This is a genomic window from Acinetobacter sp. RF14B (assembly GCF_006864105.1).
Taxonomy (GTDB): domain Bacteria; phylum Pseudomonadota; class Gammaproteobacteria; order Pseudomonadales; family Moraxellaceae; genus Acinetobacter; species Acinetobacter lwoffii_C.
The window spans coordinates 1-17,388 of sequence record NZ_SMTB01000021.1 but is presented as its reverse complement, the minus strand read 5'-3'; the positions used below and the strand labels follow the sequence as shown (position 1 = coordinate 17,388).

General features: G+C 44.1%; 19 protein-coding genes. 10 read left to right on the top strand and 9 right to left on the bottom strand.

What is annotated here, in order from left to right; translation table 11 throughout:
* Positions 1 to 13: 13 nt before the first annotated feature.
* Together E2K52_RS05090 and E2K52_RS05085 are read right to left on the bottom strand one after the other, a co-directional pair.
* Positions 14 to 625, bottom strand: coding sequence for a LysE family translocator (locus E2K52_RS05090; protein WP_151204076.1), 612 nt, complete (start codon positions 623 to 625; stop codon positions 14 to 16).
* A 49-nt stretch (positions 626 to 674) separates the two neighbouring features.
* Positions 675 to 1,160: a DUF1289 domain-containing protein gene (locus E2K52_RS05085; RefSeq protein ID WP_151204075.1), complete on the bottom strand. Its 486-nt coding sequence runs from the start codon at positions 1,158 to 1,160 to the stop codon at positions 675 to 677.
* Positions 1,161 to 1,348: 188 nt separating this feature from the next.
* Between E2K52_RS05085 and E2K52_RS05080 the strand changes: the two genes are divergently transcribed.
* The 4 genes from E2K52_RS05080 (at position 1,349) to E2K52_RS05065 (ending at position 3,925) form a co-directional block, all read left to right on the top strand.
* A complete protein-coding gene (locus E2K52_RS05080; protein ID WP_151204074.1) occupies positions 1,349 to 2,281 on the top strand; it encodes a rhodanese-related sulfurtransferase in 933 nt (310 codons plus the stop codon).
* A 206-nt stretch (positions 2,282 to 2,487) separates the two neighbouring features.
* A complete protein-coding gene (locus tag E2K52_RS05075; RefSeq protein ID WP_151204073.1) occupies positions 2,488 to 2,766 on the top strand; it encodes an FUSC family protein in 279 nt (92 codons plus the stop codon).
* 89 nt (positions 2,767 to 2,855) lie between these two features.
* Positions 2,856 to 3,473 carry a DedA family protein gene (locus E2K52_RS05070; protein WP_151204072.1) on the top strand — a complete coding sequence of 206 codons (618 nt, stop codon included), beginning with the start codon at positions 2,856 to 2,858 and terminating at the stop codon, positions 3,471 to 3,473.
* 29 nt (positions 3,474 to 3,502) lie between these two features.
* Positions 3,503 to 3,925, top strand: coding sequence for an ABZJ_00895 family protein (locus E2K52_RS05065; RefSeq protein WP_151204071.1), 423 nt, complete (start codon positions 3,503 to 3,505; stop codon positions 3,923 to 3,925).
* Positions 3,926 to 4,588: 663 nt separating this feature from the next.
* Here the strand turns inward: E2K52_RS05065 and E2K52_RS05060 are convergent.
* Both E2K52_RS05060 and E2K52_RS05055 read right to left on the bottom strand, forming a co-directional pair.
* Positions 4,589 to 5,113 (bottom strand): YecA family protein, encoded by a 525-nt coding sequence (locus tag E2K52_RS05060; RefSeq protein WP_151204070.1) that lies wholly within the window; start codon positions 5,111 to 5,113, stop codon positions 4,589 to 4,591.
* Positions 5,114 to 5,184: 71 nt separating this feature from the next.
* Positions 5,185 to 5,391, bottom strand: coding sequence for a PA3496 family putative envelope integrity protein (locus E2K52_RS05055; RefSeq protein ID WP_151204069.1), 207 nt, complete (start codon positions 5,389 to 5,391; stop codon positions 5,185 to 5,187).
* A gap of 373 nt (positions 5,392 to 5,764) precedes the next feature.
* Between E2K52_RS05055 and rpoD the strand changes: the two genes are divergently transcribed.
* From rpoD to E2K52_RS05025, 6 genes are all read left to right on the top strand, one after another.
* Positions 5,765 to 7,651 (top strand): RNA polymerase sigma factor RpoD, encoded by a 1,887-nt coding sequence (gene rpoD / locus E2K52_RS05050; RefSeq protein WP_151204068.1) that lies wholly within the window; start codon positions 5,765 to 5,767, stop codon positions 7,649 to 7,651.
* Positions 7,652 to 7,764: 113 nt separating this feature from the next.
* Positions 7,765 to 8,052, top strand: a complete 288-nt coding sequence (locus E2K52_RS05045) for a YbeD family protein (RefSeq protein WP_151204067.1) — start codon at positions 7,765 to 7,767, stop codon at positions 8,050 to 8,052.
* Positions 8,053 to 8,215: 163 nt separating this feature from the next.
* A complete protein-coding gene (gene lipB, locus E2K52_RS05040) occupies positions 8,216 to 8,875 on the top strand; it encodes a lipoyl(octanoyl) transferase LipB (protein WP_151204066.1) in 660 nt (219 codons plus the stop codon).
* Between the two features lie 128 nt (positions 8,876 to 9,003).
* Positions 9,004 to 9,483, top strand: coding sequence for a hypothetical protein (locus tag E2K52_RS05035; RefSeq protein ID WP_413772984.1), 480 nt, complete (start codon positions 9,004 to 9,006; stop codon positions 9,481 to 9,483).
* 3 nt (positions 9,484 to 9,486) lie between these two features.
* Positions 9,487 to 10,671, top strand: a complete 1,185-nt coding sequence (locus tag E2K52_RS05030; RefSeq protein ID WP_151204064.1) for an iron-containing alcohol dehydrogenase — start codon at positions 9,487 to 9,489, stop codon at positions 10,669 to 10,671.
* A 257-nt stretch (positions 10,672 to 10,928) separates the two neighbouring features.
* Positions 10,929 to 12,317 carry an APC family permease gene (locus E2K52_RS05025; RefSeq protein ID WP_151204063.1) on the top strand — a complete coding sequence of 463 codons (1,389 nt, stop codon included), beginning with the start codon at positions 10,929 to 10,931 and terminating at the stop codon, positions 12,315 to 12,317.
* Between the two features lie 58 nt (positions 12,318 to 12,375).
* Here E2K52_RS05025 and E2K52_RS05020 read toward each other — a convergent pair whose 3' ends face one another.
* The 5 genes from E2K52_RS05020 to E2K52_RS05000 all read right to left on the bottom strand — a co-directional run bounded on the left by E2K52_RS05020 (position 12,376) and on the right by E2K52_RS05000 (position 17,145).
* Positions 12,376 to 12,765 carry a hypothetical protein gene (locus E2K52_RS05020; RefSeq protein WP_227548213.1) on the bottom strand — a complete coding sequence of 130 codons (390 nt, stop codon included), beginning with the start codon at positions 12,763 to 12,765 and terminating at the stop codon, positions 12,376 to 12,378.
* A 165-nt stretch (positions 12,766 to 12,930) separates the two neighbouring features.
* Positions 12,931 to 13,407 (bottom strand): tRNA (cytidine(34)-2'-O)-methyltransferase, encoded by a 477-nt coding sequence (locus tag E2K52_RS05015; RefSeq protein ID WP_151204061.1) that lies wholly within the window; start codon positions 13,405 to 13,407, stop codon positions 12,931 to 12,933.
* Between the two features lie 168 nt (positions 13,408 to 13,575).
* Positions 13,576 to 14,964 carry a siroheme synthase CysG gene (cysG, locus tag E2K52_RS05010; RefSeq protein WP_151204060.1) on the bottom strand — a complete coding sequence of 463 codons (1,389 nt, stop codon included), beginning with the start codon at positions 14,962 to 14,964 and terminating at the stop codon, positions 13,576 to 13,578.
* A 68-nt stretch (positions 14,965 to 15,032) separates the two neighbouring features.
* Positions 15,033 to 16,304, bottom strand: a complete 1,272-nt coding sequence (gene serS / locus E2K52_RS05005; protein ID WP_151204059.1) for a serine--tRNA ligase — start codon at positions 16,302 to 16,304, stop codon at positions 15,033 to 15,035.
* Positions 16,305 to 16,404: 100 nt separating this feature from the next.
* Positions 16,405 to 17,145: an RsiV family protein gene (locus tag E2K52_RS05000; RefSeq protein ID WP_227548212.1), complete on the bottom strand. Its 741-nt coding sequence runs from the start codon at positions 17,143 to 17,145 to the stop codon at positions 16,405 to 16,407.
* Positions 17,146 to 17,388 lie beyond the last annotated feature (243 nt).

Sequence of the window (17,388 nt, the reverse complement as noted above, 5' to 3'; positions counted from 1 at the left end):
ATTTATTTTATAACTAAGTCAGCAAACTATAAATACCATAAAAGGCAACCATGACCAGAATCATACCACACCCTGCCAGCAAATATGGATAAAAACGAGAGTGCGATAAACGGTTAAAACCTAAATACACAATAGATAAGCAAAGAAAGTCCAGTACAACCCAGCTTAAAATCAAAATGATTAAACTCAAATCAAGATTTGGCGTAATCCCGATAAATTGCGTAAAAAAGCCAGCGAAGAAAAGAATATCTTTAGGATTGGAAATTCCGACCAGAAAGCCGCGACGAAAACCGCCAGATGCTGCCGACAGAGACTGATGTCCCTGTACTACCTGACCTTGCCAGACTTCTCGGAAAATCTGCAAGCCCAGATAGCCAATATATATGCAGCCCAATAGCTTGATAGCATCCCACCATTGTTCATTAATGAGCAGCAAACCTTTTAGACTGAGTACTGATAGAGCAATGAGCACCAACGAAGCCAGGTTGGTTCCAAAAATAGTCTGTAATGCATGCCGATAACCACCTTTTAAACCAGCACTGGCGACCAGCAACATAACAGGCCCAGGCGTGGCGATCATCATTACGACCGCCAGACAATACAGCATATATTCACTGATATTCATCCGATTCCTCAGCGACACTTACTCTATTTTTATATTAAAAAAAGAGGACTTAGTCCTCTTCTTGTAAATGAATCAAATGCTGGCCAATGCTATCAGCCCGTAAAAAGGCCAAGTCATAACTGGCTTGGGCCAAGGCCAGCACCCGACGTTCAAACTCCTGCCAAAGAGGACGCACTTGCTTATAATGAATGCCCAGCCCGCTTTCATCGGTGAAATGGCGGTTCTTTTCACACAGCTTTAAAGCATGATACAACTTTCGGCCTTTACTGGCATCATCACGCAAACGTACACGTTTGGAACGGACAAAGTTTTCTACATGCTTTAAATCAGCATGGGGCAGCATCGGCACTAAAATCTGGTCTAACTGTATATCTAGTCGCTGCCAGACCACGCTATGCTGGTCAGCAGTATAAGTATTCCACTGAATGACTTCATGATTAAAACGGCGACAGCCACGACAGACCGCATCTCCAAATACGGTAGAACAACGCCCTGCACAAGGGGTTAAAGATGCAATACGACGATCCGAACTCAAAACTTACTCCAACTGTGCTGCAATTTTTAGCATTTGCATCATTGTCCCAAAATCTTGGGTCGGCATGACTATACACGCTCTCCTGAATGAATTGAAGCCTGTTAAAAGCCGGTGTTTTACTCGCTTATTCACCCGAATCACGTTAAAATATGCGCCTTTTAAACTATCATGCTACGTTGGAGTATTCCATGAACGCTACTGTAGAACAGCTTGCACCTGTAGAACAGCAAGCGACGACTGGTTGGGTTGTTGCCGCACTTTATCAATTCAAAGAAGTTCAGAATCCTGCGGATCTGCAACAACGTCTTTTGGACTTGGTAAATACCATCAACCTTTGCGGTACTCTGATTGTGGCAGGTGAAGGCATTAACGGCACAGTGGCGGGTGACCGTGCTGCCATTGATCAAGTTCATCAGTTCCTGCTTGATGAAGGTTTTGAACAGATGGAATATAAAGAGTCACACAGCTCTGACAAACCATTCCGGAAAATGAAAATCAAGCTGAAACAAGAAATCGTGACCTTGGGCGTAGAAGTGAAACCACGCGATTTGGTCGGCCACTATCTGGACCCTAAAGAATGGAATGAACTGATTGCACGTGATGACGTGATTCTCGTCGACACCCGTAACGATTACGAATATAAAGCCGGTACATTTAAAGGCGCGATTGATCCAAAAACTGAAACTTTCCGTGAATTCCCGGAATACGTGAAAAATAATCTGGAACAGCATAAAGATAAGAAAATTGCCATGTTCTGTACTGGCGGAATTCGCTGTGAAAAATCAACTTCTCTCTTGCTTCAAGAAGGCTTTACCGAAGTTTATCACCTGAAAGGCGGCATCTTAAAATACCTGGAAGAGACACCACCTGAAGAAAGCATGTGGGAAGGTGAATGTTTCGTATTTGATGGCCGTACTGCGGTCACACATGGCATGGAAGAGGGCCAGAACACCAAATGTCACGCCTGTGGCTGGCCGTTGAGTCCAGAAGAAGTAGCACTGCCGAGCTATGAACATGGTGTTTCCTGCGTGTACTGCATTGATAAAACCACCGAGAAGCAAAAAGAAGGTTTCCGCATGCGTCAATCGCAAATTCTGGCGGCAAAACGTAAACGTCTTTAAACCAAGCTTTGTAAACAAATATATATAAGCCCTCTTCGGAGGGCTTTTTATTTACATAAAAACACATCCGCAATAAAAAGCTTACTAATTATTTACCAAGACACGCATTTTTTTCAGATCAAGCTTGCTAGTCTTATAATCAAGCACCTTTAAACACCTAAGTCTTTCATTAATAACTAAATATTTAAAATGAAAAGGAACGTAAAATGACGAGTTCACTTGCACCGGATTCTGAAAATATTGTCAGATTCCAGACTCAAGAAAATATAAAATTACAACGAATGAATCAGGTTACTGAGGAACTTGAACGCCAGTCACATTTATTTATTGTCATTCTAGGTACCGTGATTGGGGCAATTTTAGCCCTGTTTGTCAGTTATCACATTAATGCTACCGCGGTACATTTTTTATTGCTAAGTGTTTTGCCGATCTGTTTGGCCTATCTATTACGTAAAGTTTATATCTACACCTTAAGTCACAGTTAATTGCTGCGATCTCAGTTATATATCTCAACTTTACTGTATAAAAAATACTCCTTAGCATATAGGGATTATTTTTTATTGACTTATTTACCATGAATCTAACCGAATGGATTATCTCTGTCATGGAAAAACTGGGCTACCTCGGTATTGCCCTGCTGATGTTTCTAGACAATGTCTTCCCTCCTATTCCCTCTGAAATCATTATGCCCTCTGCAGGCTATTCAGCTTCTCAAGGCCAATTGCTTCTAAGCGGAGTGATTATTGCTGGCTCTTTCGGTTCCTTAATCGCTGCCGCTCTCTTGTACTGGATTGGCTATAAATTCAATCATGACAGTATTTTCAAATTCGTCGACCGTTATGGCAAACTCCTGTTTATCAAATCCAAAGATGTCAAAACCTCTCTGCAATGGTTTGAAAAGTATGGGCATCGGATTGTATTTTTTGGCCGCATGGTGCCTGCTGTACGCTCCCTGATCAGTATTCCTGCTGGCATGAGCGGTATGCCTTTCTGGAAATTCATGTTCTATAGCAGTTTAGGAACGGTCATCTGGACCACATTTCTGGCCTGTGTCGGTTTTTATTTTGGTGAGAACCAGCAACTGATGCAGCAAATCTTCAGCAAAGTTAGTTATGTAATCCTCGCTATCGTCCTAGTGCTGATTAGCTGGATGTTATACCGTAGACACCAGCGTAAAAATCAGCCATCCTGAATCAGACGCTACTAAAGGAGGCTAGAACAATGTCGCATTATCTAAAATATTTTGCCACTATTTATCTTGCCTTGGTGATATTGATTGGCATCCTCATCTATATATTGAATCTGGGAGTCATTATCCTGATCCCGGCCCTGATTGCTGCGGCTTTCCTGAGTGCCCGCCATTTTGTAAAAACACAACAGCGTTTACCCAGCAAAGAAGAGAAAAGTAAACTGGTATGGGGGTCGACCACCATCGCGATGGCTTTCGGGTTTATTTTTCTATTTGTCATGATCTGGCTTCATCCACAAACTGAAGAAGTTTTCCGAACCACAGCTTATGCAGGCAGAGGCCCAAATTCATTTTTGGTCGCCGCCCTGATTGGCTTACATGGCTTAGTCTTTCATATCGCTTATAATGGCTATGCCCGCTACAGTCTGGCCAAATTTCTAAAGAAACCTACTTAAAACTGGCCTTTTCCTGGATGGGTGTCAAAATACTGGCTGGTATCAAATGGCACTCATCCAGTTTATGCTAATGTATCTTGCTGAATATTATAATTCTTAGATTAGCATTTTAATAAAACAGCAAAACTCACTGACCTTCCTCCTCCAGGTTAAGTGAACACAATACATATCCTATTTAAGATAATAAAGTCGGTTGACACTTCATAGATGTTTGCGACATACAGGATAGATCTGGCAAGATTTTTAGCTGACGTGAGGCAGGAAATTTCGCCCTTTTAACTGGAGGACGCATAACGAAATAGCAGCAAAAAATATGCTAATTGATCCTCTACGCAGTATGACTGCAATATGAGCTGCTGATGTAGCAACCCCGATCAAATTTGCACACGAAGCAACACTTACCCAGTAAGGGAGGGGAAAAAAAGCTGGTTTGGGGCTGTCTCGGGGTCAGTGTATTGCTGAGCCTGAGCATCATGGTGTTGTAACTGGTATTCCAAGAGAGAAATCTTACGCGAGATGCTGTACCGCCCTTATGTTTCGGCGAGTTCAACAAAAACAACCTTAAAGCCATTCAGATAAAGTCACAACTAAAACCATTGGCTTATCACCAGAATAGCGAGACATAAAAAAAGCACCCAGTGGTGCTTTTTTTATTTTACAGAATTATTCTGGTGTGTGATACATCAGATATAACTCATTCAGGTTTTCCGGGATTTCTTCTGCAAGTTCATCCATAAGCTGACCATTGCGACGGAAAGACTCCATTTGCGGATCTTCTTCATCAATGCCACTAAACACCATAATTGGCAGAGTCAAATCTACCAGCTGTTCTTCAAACTCTTCAGTGAACCAGGCTTCTTCGTTCAGGAACATGGCGTCAACAAAACCTACACTCCAGTCCCCCAGACTAGAATCGGTATCTGCTTCTTCAATCTCGAAGGGGAAACTGATTCCTTCTTCGTTGGCCAAGCTTTGACGAATTGCCTCTAACCATGTTTTTACCTGATTGATGATTTCTGCAGGTACTTTTTTCTGGTTACCTTCAAACAGCTCATCTAACCATTTGTCGAACTGTGGGCCGACAGCAATTGCACACAGGAAACCATGAGTTGCTGCAAAATCCAGACCATACTCATTTTGGTCGCCATCCAGATATTCACTCAACTGGTCTAAATCTAAAGCACTCATTTCATATCCAAACTTAGAAAACCGAAGGGTTTAGCATAGCATTTATTCAGTCCATGCTAAATCCAAATCGGCTAATCTTCCTCATCGAAATCGTCATCATCGTCGAAGTCGTAGTCAAAATCTTTGAGTTCACGTTCCAGTCGGCGCTGAGACAACAACTCATCAATCAGACGGCGTTTTTCCAATGATTCTTTCGCACTCAGCTTACTTGATGCTTCATCAAAATTAACGTCATCATCACCGTAGCTATCATCCAGCTCAAAATCTGTTGAAGACACTAAAACTACCTCGTAGTGAAAAATATAATGGGTCTAGGCGCTATTTATCTTGCCTTCTAAAACTTGTCAAGTTTTATTTATATATTTTGTATGTGTATACCAATTGGCTCTTGTTTTTCTACTACATAATTGTGTATTAATTAGCATATTAGGTATTGAATGTTTTTTATCCACCAGATAAAAGACATTTCTATAAAATAAGATCAGGAAATGCACTTGAAAAGATAAACTTAGGCCTAATATTCATATTCAATTGTACTTTCAAACATTTTGATAAAATCATGCTTGACTGATCAATTCCAAAATTATTTCAGTGAATTGTGCTATGATGCACGGTTTTTCACTGCCACAGATTCAACGAGAGTAAGCAAAGATGAGCGATATGACTTCCCCTACTTCTCAAGTAGCGGCTCTGATTAGCCGAGGCAAAGAACAAGGTTACTTAACCTTCGCTGAGGTTAACGATCATCTCCCGGACTCCATCACAGAAAGCGAACAGATTGAAGACATCATTCAAATGCTGAATGACGTGGGTATTCCTGTCCATGACCGCGCTCCTGAATCTGATGATGCGATGTTTGAGGATAATGCAGAAGCTGCCGATGAAGTTGCAGAAGAAGAAGCTGCAGCGGTACTTGCATCTGTAGAAAATGAACCAGGTCGTACCACTGACCCTGTACGCATGTATATGCGTGAAATGGGGACGGTTGAGCTCTTAACGCGTGAAGGCGAAATTAGCATTGCAAAACGGATTGAAGAAGGTATCCGTGACATTCTGCACTCGATTGCTTACTGGCCAAATGCAGTGGGCGTTGTACTCCAAGAATATAAAGATTATGAAGCCGGCGAACGTCGTCTGGCTGACATTCTGTCAGGGTATTTAGACCCTGAAACTGATGAAGCAATTCCAGAAGTTATCGAAGAGGAAGCTGAGCTTCCAGAGGAAAAAGCATCTGCCGCCAAGTCCACCAAAGAAGTAAAACTGGATGATGACGAGGAAGAGGAAGAAGCTGAAACTGAAGAGGAATCTGAAGCAGATTCAGGTCCGGATCCAGAAATTGCCAGAGCCCGCTTTACTGAACTTTCAGATGCCTGGAAAAACACCAAAGCGGTTCTGGAAAAACACGGCCGCAATAGTAAAGAAGGCGAAGAAGCCCTGCAAGCACTCGCATCTGTGTTCATGATGTTCAAATTTACACCGCGTCTGTTTGATCTGATTTCTGAAATGATTCGTGGTACGCATGAGCAGATCCGTAGTGCAGAACGTGAAGTGATGCGTTATGCAGTCCGTCGTGGCCGTATGGACCGTACCCAGTTCCGTACGACATTCCCGGGCCAGGAATCAAATCCAGCCTGGTTAGATGAGCAAATCGCAAAAGCACCTGCTGATCAGAAAGGCTATCTGGAAAAAGTTCGTGCTGACGTACTGGCCTTCCAGCAAAAAATTGCAGATATTGAAAATGAGCTTGGCTTAAGCGTTCGTGACATCAAAGAGATTGCGAAACGTATGGCGGTAGGTGAAGCAAAAGCGCGTCGTGCCAAGAAAGAAATGGTGGAAGCGAACTTGCGTCTGGTGATTTCGATTGCCAAGAAATACACTAACCGCGGCTTGCAGTTCCTAGATCTGATTCAGGAAGGTAACATCGGTCTGATGAAGGCTGTAGACAAGTTCGAATACCGTCGTGGTTACAAGTTCTCGACCTATGCCACCTGGTGGATTCGTCAAGCGATTACCCGTTCAATCGCAGACCAGGCGCGTACTATCCGTATTCCAGTACACATGATTGAAACTATAAACAAGATCAACCGTGTATCGCGTCAATTGCTTCAGGAAATGGGCCGCGAACCGACTCCTGAAGAACTGGGCGAACGTCTGGAAATGGACGAGGTTAAAGTACGTAAAGTACTGAAAATCGCCAAAGAGCCGATTTCGATGGAAACACCAATCGGTGATGATGAAGATTCGCATCTGGGTGATTTCATTGAGGATAGCAACATCACTTCACCAGTTGATGCAGCAACCTCAGAAGGCTTGAAAGAAGCAACCCGTGAAGTTCTGGAAAATCTGACTGAGCGTGAAGCGAAAGTCCTGAAAATGCGTTTCGGTATCGACATGCCAACGGATCACACGCTGGAAGAAGTCGGTAAACAATTTGACGTAACCCGTGAACGTATCCGTCAGATTGAAGCGAAAGCACTACGTAAATTACGCCACCCTTCCCGTTCTGAACACCTGCGTTCATTCCTGGAAAACGACTAATTCTTAACGCGTGATGGGGACTTGAAAGATTGCTATGGGTCTCCATTATGTATTTAAGAGAATCTCAAAGCCTGCTCTTTTGCAGGCTTTGTCTATAAAATTTGAGGTGAACTATGATAGACCGCACTCCATCTCGCGAACTCCGTGAAGATCTTTGGGTATTTCCAATGGACTACCCAATTAAACTCATTGGTAATGCAGGTACAGAATTGCACGGTGCTGTCGTAGAAATTTTAGTGAAGCATTTTCCTGAATTTGACCAGACGACTTTAAAAGTGCAGCCGTCGCGTACAGGTAAATATCACTCTATTACTGCGCAGCTTCGTTTTGAAGAGCTTGACCAAGTTCATGCGCTTTATGCGGACCTTGCAGCTTGCGAACACATTCGCACAGCGCTGTAATCAGCATAATAAAAAAGCACGCAAATATGCGTGCTTTTTTATGCGCTTTACGCCATGAGCCACAATAAAAAAATAGAACTCGGAGCCTACCCTATTGCTCTATTGGCCTTGCAATTCATTATAATGAATCTGATAAATTTGACCCAAAAAGGACTTTCACAGCGTGGCTGAAACTGTTCAAAAACCTGAATTGATTATCCGTCAGTACAACCAGCTGACGCCGTATGAAGACCGTTTTCTGGAAATGAAACATTTTACCGAAAACCGTGATGCTCATACCCCGGATGAGCTGTGGATCTTACAACACCATGATGTATTAACCCAAGGTCAGGCGGGTAAACCGGAACATATCCTGGTTCCTAGTAATATTCCTGTTATACAAACAGATCGTGGCGGTCAGGTCACCTGGCATGGTCCGGGGCAGCTGGTGGCCTATTTTATGTTTGACCTAAATCGTCTCGGCTGGAATGTGCGTACACTGGTGTCCTATGCCGAACAGCTGATGATTGACCTGTTAAAAAAATACGGTATAGAATCCTATGCCAAAGCTAATGCACCGGGTGTTTATGTCGCAGAACGCAAGATAGGTTCTTTGGGCTTTAAAATCCGTAAAGGGCGTTCTTACCATGGCTTGGCACTCAATATTGACTGCGAATTGACCGGTTTCCAGACCATCAATCCCTGTGGCTACGCTGGGCTGGAAATGGTTCGAATCCATGACCTGCTGAGTCAGCCACCGACATTTGCCGACTTGTGTCAAGATATTATTGAAAGTTTAAGCAGTAGCGGTTACTTTACACACATTAATATTGAACAAAAATAAAGCCTTTGCATTTCACCTTTAAATAAATTAGAGTATTTACTCTAAACAAATAATACCAAGATAAGGATTATCATGTGATTGCGAAGAAATCCATAAAACCTGCTTTGCAGCTTGCCTATGTCAAACTGATGATGGATATCATCGGTCGCGGTCTGGTCATGGCCAGTCAGGTGGATGCAGAAATCCAACAGGAAATCACCCAGTTTCCTGCCAATTTTAGCCTTTCAATGAACGTATTTCCGAATGGCCCGGCCTTTGTTGCCAGAGTGACTGAAAACCATCAACTGGCGTTGGTGAAGAACAGCAAGACTAAACCCGATCTCACCATTACCTTTAAGCATTTACACCATGCCTTTCTGGTATTTTCTTTTCAGGAAAGTACTTCACAGGCTTTTGCCAATGACCGGATGATTGCGGATGGCGATATTTCCAATGCGATCCGTCTGGTACGCTGCCTCAATAAAATGGAAGCGTTGATTTTACCGAAATTAGTAGCCGAACTGGCTGTCAAAGAATATCCAAGCGATTTGAGTTTAAAAGAAAAACTAACTGGAGCTGCCAATATCTATCTCAAAGTAGCCCAATCTTATTTCAAGCGGAGTGCATAACCCATGGCTAAACCATATTACGAATTTTTCTGCCCGGTCAAAGTCATTGCCGGTCATGCCGCGTTAGAACATATTCCATTTGAACTGGCTACCTTGGGAGCAAAGCGCCCACTGATCATTACCGATAAAGGGGTACGCGCCAACAATCTGCTTATACCGATTGAAGACGCTTTTGAATCTGCCGATGCCGTGATTGCGGGCATTTTCGATGATGTTCCGCCAGATTCGAGTCTGGAAACAGTACGCAAAGCTGCAAAGCTATATCGTGATCAGAACTGTGATGCCATTATTGCAGTTGGTGGCGGTTCAGTCATTGACACTTCAAAAGCGACCAATATTCTAGTCTCTGAAGGCGGTAATGATTTACTGAAATACTCAGGCGCACATAACCTGCCTAAACCGCTCAAGCCTTTCTTTGTGATTCCGACGACCTCAGGCACTGGCTCAGAAGTGACCATGATCGCTGTCGTGTCAGATACTGAAAAGAATGTCAAAATGCCGTTTGCCTCTTATTATCTGATGCCGCATGCAGCAATTCTTGATCCGCGCATGACCCAAACGCTCCCCCCACATCTTACAGCAATGACAGCGATGGATGCCATGACCCATGCAGTAGAGGCCTATACCTGCATGGCAGCCAATCCAATTTCAGATGCTTATGCCACCGCAGCAATTAAAAAGATTAGCGCACACCTGTTTAATGTTCTGGACACGCCAACCGATGCACAAGGACGCTTAGAGCTGGCTCAGGCATCGACCATGGCCGGTATTGCCTTTTCTAACTCTATGGTGGGACTGGTTCACTCACTCGGTCATTCCTTAGGTGCGGTCGCGCACCTGCCGCATGGTTTATGTATGAACCTGTTCCTGCCTTATGTGCTGGAATACAACAAAGAGGTCAATGGAGAGAGAATTGCCGATTTACTCCTGCCTCTGGCCGGTGCAGATATTTATGCACAAACACCAGCACATTTACGTGCTGATAAAACCATCGCGATGATTATGACGATGCGTGACCGCATTTATAGTCTGACTAAATTACCGCGGACTTTAAGTGAAACTGGCAAGATTTTTGAAGCACAACTGGATGAAGTGGCTGAAAAAGCCCTGAATGATGGGTCAATCATTTACAACCCGAAAGAAGCCACGCTAGAAGATTTGAAATCTATCTTAAAAAAGGCTTGGTAATTACTGAAAAATAAGCCAATATAGCGAAAATTTTAGCCTGATGTTTTTTTAAACATCAGGCTTTTATCTTGCATGAACGCTATTTTTTAAGAAACAGCATATTTTTGCAGTTCTAAAGTTAAAAATAGCTAGTAAAAGCCATCATTTTGGAATAGATTGGCGCACTTTTACAGAAAAATGTAGGGGGGATCGTTCGTCTCAAACGATCCTTATTTAATATGACTGATCCTTGATCAACGATTAAGAGGATAACGCCGTTGACTAATTTCTCTGGGACTCAATCGGCAGCTAAACTGCAAAAAACGCTAGGACTCTGGCACATCATTATTATTGGTTTGGCTTATATTCAGCCAATGACCTTATTTGATACTTTCGGTTTAGTATCAGAAGCAAGTCACTTCCATGTTCCTACTTCTTACATCATTGCCCTGATTGCAATTTTGTTTACTTCGATCAGTTATGGTCATATGATCCGTCGCTACCCCTCTTCGGGTTCAGCCTATACCTATGCGCAAAAATCAATTCATCCAAATATTGGCTTCATGGTCGGCTGGTCGTCGTGGTTGGATTATCTGTTATCACCGATGGTCAATATCATCCTGGCGGTCATCTATCTGAAGGCCTTGTTCCCGGATATTAACCCCTGGGTTTGGGTGGTAGCTTTGACGGCCTTTATGACCGGGATCAACCTGCGTGGTGTGCGTTTTGTCGCTAACTTTAACAGTATGATTGTCTTGATCCAGTTAATCGTGATCGCGGCCTTTACCTGGATGGTATATACCAAGCTCCAGGCCGGTTTCAATGCTGAAGGTCTAATTACTGCGGAACAGCGTTATCAGTTATGGAGTATGGAACCGTTCTGGAATGAGTTAACCTCGGTCGGCGCCCTGATTACAGGAGCTACCCTGCTATGTTTCTCTTTCACCGGATTTGACTCTTTAAGTTCACTGGCGGAAGAAACCAAAGATACCGAGAAAACCCTGCCTAAGGCAATTTTCTTAACCGCTTTAATTGCCGGTGTGATCTTCATTATCAGTACCTACTTCATGCAGCTCTATTTCCCGTCAGCACCGGGGACTTACTTTAAGAATATTGCCGAGACCCAGCCAGAAATTCTGTTACTGGTCGGTGGCTCGCTGTTCCAGTCTTATGTACTGGCATTTGCGATCGTAACGGTGATGGCATCCGGCATTTCTGCACATGCCGGTGTATCGCGTTTAATGTATGTGATGGGTCGCGATGGTGTAATCAATAAGAAAATCTTTGGTCATATCAGCCCACGTAACTTCACCCCGTCTTACAATATTATGATTGTGGGTGCTGTGGCGCTGACTGCGGGCTTCATGGATCTGGATATCGTGATTTCCATGATCAGCTTTGGTGCATTGACTGCATTTACTTTTGTGAACCTGTCTGTCATTTCACGCTATGCTTTGCGTGATGGCCGGACCAAAACAGCAAAAGATATTTTCAGCTTTGTGGTTATTCCCCTACTGGGCTTCATCAGTGTTTTTGCTATGTGGCTGGAAATTGAAGAAACTGCATTGAAATATGGTTTATGGTGGGCGATGTTTGGTATTTTGTACTTGGGTTATAGAACCAAGGGCTTTAAGCACCCAGCTCCTCAACATAACGAATTTGAATAATGTTTAACTTTAAAAAAGGCGCTTGATGCGCCTTTTTTAGGCTTGGATTTTGCTGTGCTTAGTGTAAACGGCAATCAAAGCCCATCTTGGTATTGACCCGATTATTCTGATAACCCAGTTTTTCAATAAACCCGTCACGATTCGACAAGAGTTTCTGGTCTTCGGGGCGTAAACGGGCTTTATTTTCAACCATGAGCTGATACATTTCATTGACCACTTGTTGGAAAATATCACAGACTTCCTGACGTTTGGACTGCTTCAGTTTACGTCCATGCCAGGTCCATTCAAAATCATCACGCTGAAGTGATTGCCCCCACTGCTCAATGCGAAGATTTAAACGCTGCTGCATCTCTGTCAGACTCTGCTGCACTTCTGCCTGAGTGATAGGCTGAATCTTTTCTGTCGCTGCTACTGTTTCCTCTTCAGCATGAAGCGGTAAAGCGGTCATTCCCAAATATAGGGCGAGGGACAGTGTTAAGATCGGCTTCAGACACATATCCTTGTTATTTCCGTTGCTTTTATTCAGCTCATCATAACAAATGAAGCCAAGAGGAGGATGAGTGTTGGGAAAATAAAAAAGCTGCCCTTAGGCAGCTTGTCATGCATCCAAAGATTAAAGAGCTTTAAAACCCTGCTGACGCCAGGCTTCATAGACAATCACGGCAGTAGCATTCGACAGGTTCAAACTACGGGAATTTTCAGCCATCGGCAGACGAATCCAGTGCTTTTGTGGGAACATCAAACGTACCTGTTCAGGCAGGCCTCGGGTTTCAGGCCCCATGAGTAGCGCCACCGGGCGGTTTAAATCTGAGGTATGCGGCGTTTCAAAACCTTTGGTGGTCAGCGGATAAACCGCATCAATTCCCACACCCTTGCTGGCCAGATCAGCCAGACAATCTTCGATATTGTCCCAGATCTGTAGATTGGCATATTCATGATAATCTAAACCAGCCCGTTTCAGTTTTTTATCATCCAGCTCAAATCCTAGCGGTTTGATCAAATGTAATTGTGCACCGGTATTGGCACACAGGCGAATGATATTCCCTGTATTTGCGGGAATTTCTGGTTCATAGAGAACGACATGGATCACTTTTATTCACTCAATATTTTAAATATAGGCACAGGGTTTAGCTGATGTATCGGATCTAAACATTGTTCCTGTATCGTTTTTTACAGATATAACAGATCAAGGGCATCAAGTATCGCTCACCTTATACAGGACTTACGACCTGCGCTTAACGTTCTTACAGAGCCACAATCACGCCTCAGCGCGCTCCTGCCATTGCAATTGTTCACGCAAGCGGACCACCTCACCAATAATGGTTAAAGTCGGGGCCTGTATTTGATGTTCGGATACTTGAGCTGCAATATTTTGCAGGGTTCCCACTACAACTTTCTGCTCGGGTGTGGTGCCTTTAGACACCAAAGCCACAGGCATATCAGAACGCTGACCATGCTCAATTAACTTTTTGCAAATAGTTTCCAGTCCGATCAGACCCATATACAACACCAGTGTCTGATTTTCATAAACCAGCTCAGACCAAGGCAATTCAGGTGAACCTTCTTTTAAATGTCCGGTCAGAAAACGTACACTTTGTGCATAATCACGATGAGTCAGTGGAATTCCGGCATAGGCTGAACAGCCCGATGCAGCTGTAATCCCCGGAACCACCTGAAATGGAATACCTGCAGCAAAGAGCTCTTCAATCTCTTCACCCCCTCGCCCAAAAATAAAAGGGTCCCCCCCTTTTAAACGGCAGACCCGCTTGCCTTCACTGGCATATTTCACCAGCAAGGCATTGATTCCTTCCTGTGGAACGGCATGATTGGAACGCGCCTTACCAACATAGACTTTTTCTGCATCACGGCGGCACAGCTCCATAATCGGTGCCGAGACCAGACGGTCATAGATGACGACATCCGCTTGTTGCATTAAACGCAGAGCCTTGAGGGTCAAAAGCTCTGGATCACCTGGTCCCGCTCCGACCAAATAGACTTCACCTTTCGGTTGCTGCCATTCATTTAAGGTTTGCTCAATCAAGCGATCCGCTTGGGCCAGATTGTCATTAAATACGTGTTCTTTCAGCGGACTGGCGTACAGGTCTTCCCAGAAAATCCGGCGTTTATCCGGATTGCTAATTTTGGCTTTCACCGCAGCACGCCATTTTCCAGAAAATTCAGCCAGTTTTCCCATGCCGTGCGGAATAACAGCTTCTAACTGGGTACGGATCTGGCGAGACAGCACAGGCGATGTGCCATTAGTCGCCACAGAAATTACCAAAGGAGAACGGTCAACAATCGCCGGCACCATAAAACGGCAATGCGGCGGATCATCAACACTGTTGACCAATACATTTTCAGCTTCACAGGCTATAAATACCTGCTGATTAGTATCGGCTTCATCGGTCGCCGCAATCACCAAACGGTATTGGCGCAGCGGCAGGTCGGCACTAAAACGTGCCTGTACATACTGCCCAGCAGACTGCTGCACAATCTCCAGCAAAGCCGTTTCAATTTCAGGAGCAATCACATCAATGATTGCCCCGGCTTTCTGCAGCAATAATGCTTTCCGGTAGGCAATATGCCCACCACCGACAATCAGACAAGGTTGCTGCTGCAACTTTAACGAGATTGGAAAAATATCCACGGATTACCTCAAAACTTTAAATCTGACTGTCTATACCTTGATGCTGCGCAAAACGCTGTGTACCGACCTTAGTCGATATAGCTTACCCCACCCATATATGGGCGCAATACTTCCGGAATCTCGATTGAACCATCAGCACGCTGATAGTTTTCCATAACCGCCAGCAAGGTACGACCTACAGCCAGACCTGAACCATTCAAGGTATGCACAAATTCAGTTTTTTTCTGGTCAGCACGGTAACGCGCTTTCATACGGCGTGCCTGGAAATCTCCCATATTTGAACATGATGAAATTTCACGGTAAGTATTTTGGCTTGGCACCCAGACCTCCAGGTCATAGGTCTTGGTTGCACCAAACCCCATATCGCCCCCACACAGGATGATTTTACGGTATGGCAGACCTAAGGCTTGCAAAATACCTTCTGCATGACCGGTTAGCTCTTCCAAAGCCTGCATAGAGGTTTCAGGTTTTACGATCTGCACCATTTCTACTTTGTCGAACTGGTGCTGACGGATCAAACCACGGGTATCGCGGCCATAAGAACCTGCCTCACTACGGAAACATGGCGTATGCGCTGCATATTTCAGGGGCAGACGTTCTGCATCAATGATTTCATCACGTACAAAGTTGGTCACTGGCACTTCAGCAGTCGGAATCAGATAAAATTCTTTTTCACCTTGCAGCTTAAATAAGTCTTCTTCAAATTTTGGCAACTGGCCTGTACCACGCAGGGAATCCGCATTGACCAGATACGGGACATAGGCTTCGGTATAACCATTTTGCAGGGTATGCGTATCCAGCATAAACTGGGTCAGCGCCCGTTGCAGACGCGCCAATGGCCCTTTTAATACGCTAAAACGTGAACCGGTTAATTTGGTCGCTGTTTCAAATTCCAGACCGCCCATCATTTCACCCAGGTCAGTATGGTCTTTGATTTCAAAGTCGAAGGCGCGTGGTGTACCCCAAGTCAGGACTTCTACGTTGTCATTTTCATCCTTACCTTCAGGCACGGATTCATCCGGCAGGTTTGGAATAGACAGGGACTTTTCTTCGAGTTCAGCTTGCAGCTCAGCCAGCGCAATTTCAGCTGCCTTGATTTCATCACCAATCGCCGCCATACGGGTCATGATCTCAGAAGCGTCACCGCCTGCTTTTTTGATCTGACCCACTTGCTTGGCACCCGCATTACGCTCAGCTTGCAAGGATTCAGTTTTGGACTGAATCTCTTTACGGCGGGCTTCCAGTGCAGCCCACTCTTCTACATTCAGTTGCACACCACGTTTTGCCAAGGCTAGATTTACAGCCTCAATATTATTTCTGAGTAATTTTGGGTCGATCATAACCAATCTTTGGATAAGAAAAAAACTGGCTATAGTGTAAGCTTTTAACGTTAAAAAATACAGTGATCAAGCCAATAGCTGGGGGTTATTAGAACAATATTTAAGGGCGCTCTTTGGGTACAACCGGCAAATATCGTGGCTGAAGAATACCGTTTAACTGTGAATAAGGCACTTTTAATTCCCGCACTCCCTGGGCGCCCAGACTCAACTCATTCTGCGGATAAACCAGCACCAGTCCCTGCCGATCCAGATAATAATTATCGCTCAGCTTAAGCTGTGACTGTTTAACTTTTCCTTTCTTTAATTTGTTTGGATATTGCTGATCTACAACATTCATGAGTTCTGCCTCTCGCGTAGCCAGCATAATTTCATACAAAGCCAGACGCTTTTTATGCTCCAGATCTAGATTGATATATTCCTGATGCTGAATACGCCGCCCAGAAGCTTTAGCCAGATGGCTGCTTTCCAGCACAAAGGTAGCAATCGGCCCCTGCTGCCCCACATAACTGACCCGAATCCTGCGCTGGTCTATAAGTCTGGATTGAGCCTGAGCAGATACCATCGGACTAAAGGCAACCGGTTCAGTACGTTTGATCCGCTCGATAAAATATTGGTCAATCCACGGGATATGGGTATCTACGGTAGATAGATCAAAGCGGACACAGCCTTCTTTGTCACAGACCATCGGAGCAGCCTCCTGAACAGGTACTGTTTTGGCCTCAAGTTGTATCTCGTCTTTTTGTGCCTTATTTTGAGATCCAGGCTGGCAACCGTATAAACCCAGCATGAAGACACTGCTGATTGACAGCCAGCGTAGGATATAAAATGGATATTGCTTCATCCTAGGCTCCTTATCCTTCAGCGCTTGTCACCTATTTCAAGCCAAATTTTTCTATCTCTCTAAAATATGGCTGCTTTCAAATTGCACTCTACATATCAAAAAAGCAACCCGTAGGTCACTGCTGTCCCATAGTTTGCTTTAAATAAAAAAACCTGAGTCCTAACAGTTAAAATATGAGTGCAAACAAACACTTTAACGACTAGGATTCAGGTTTTGTCACATCAGAATACCGTATTTCATGAG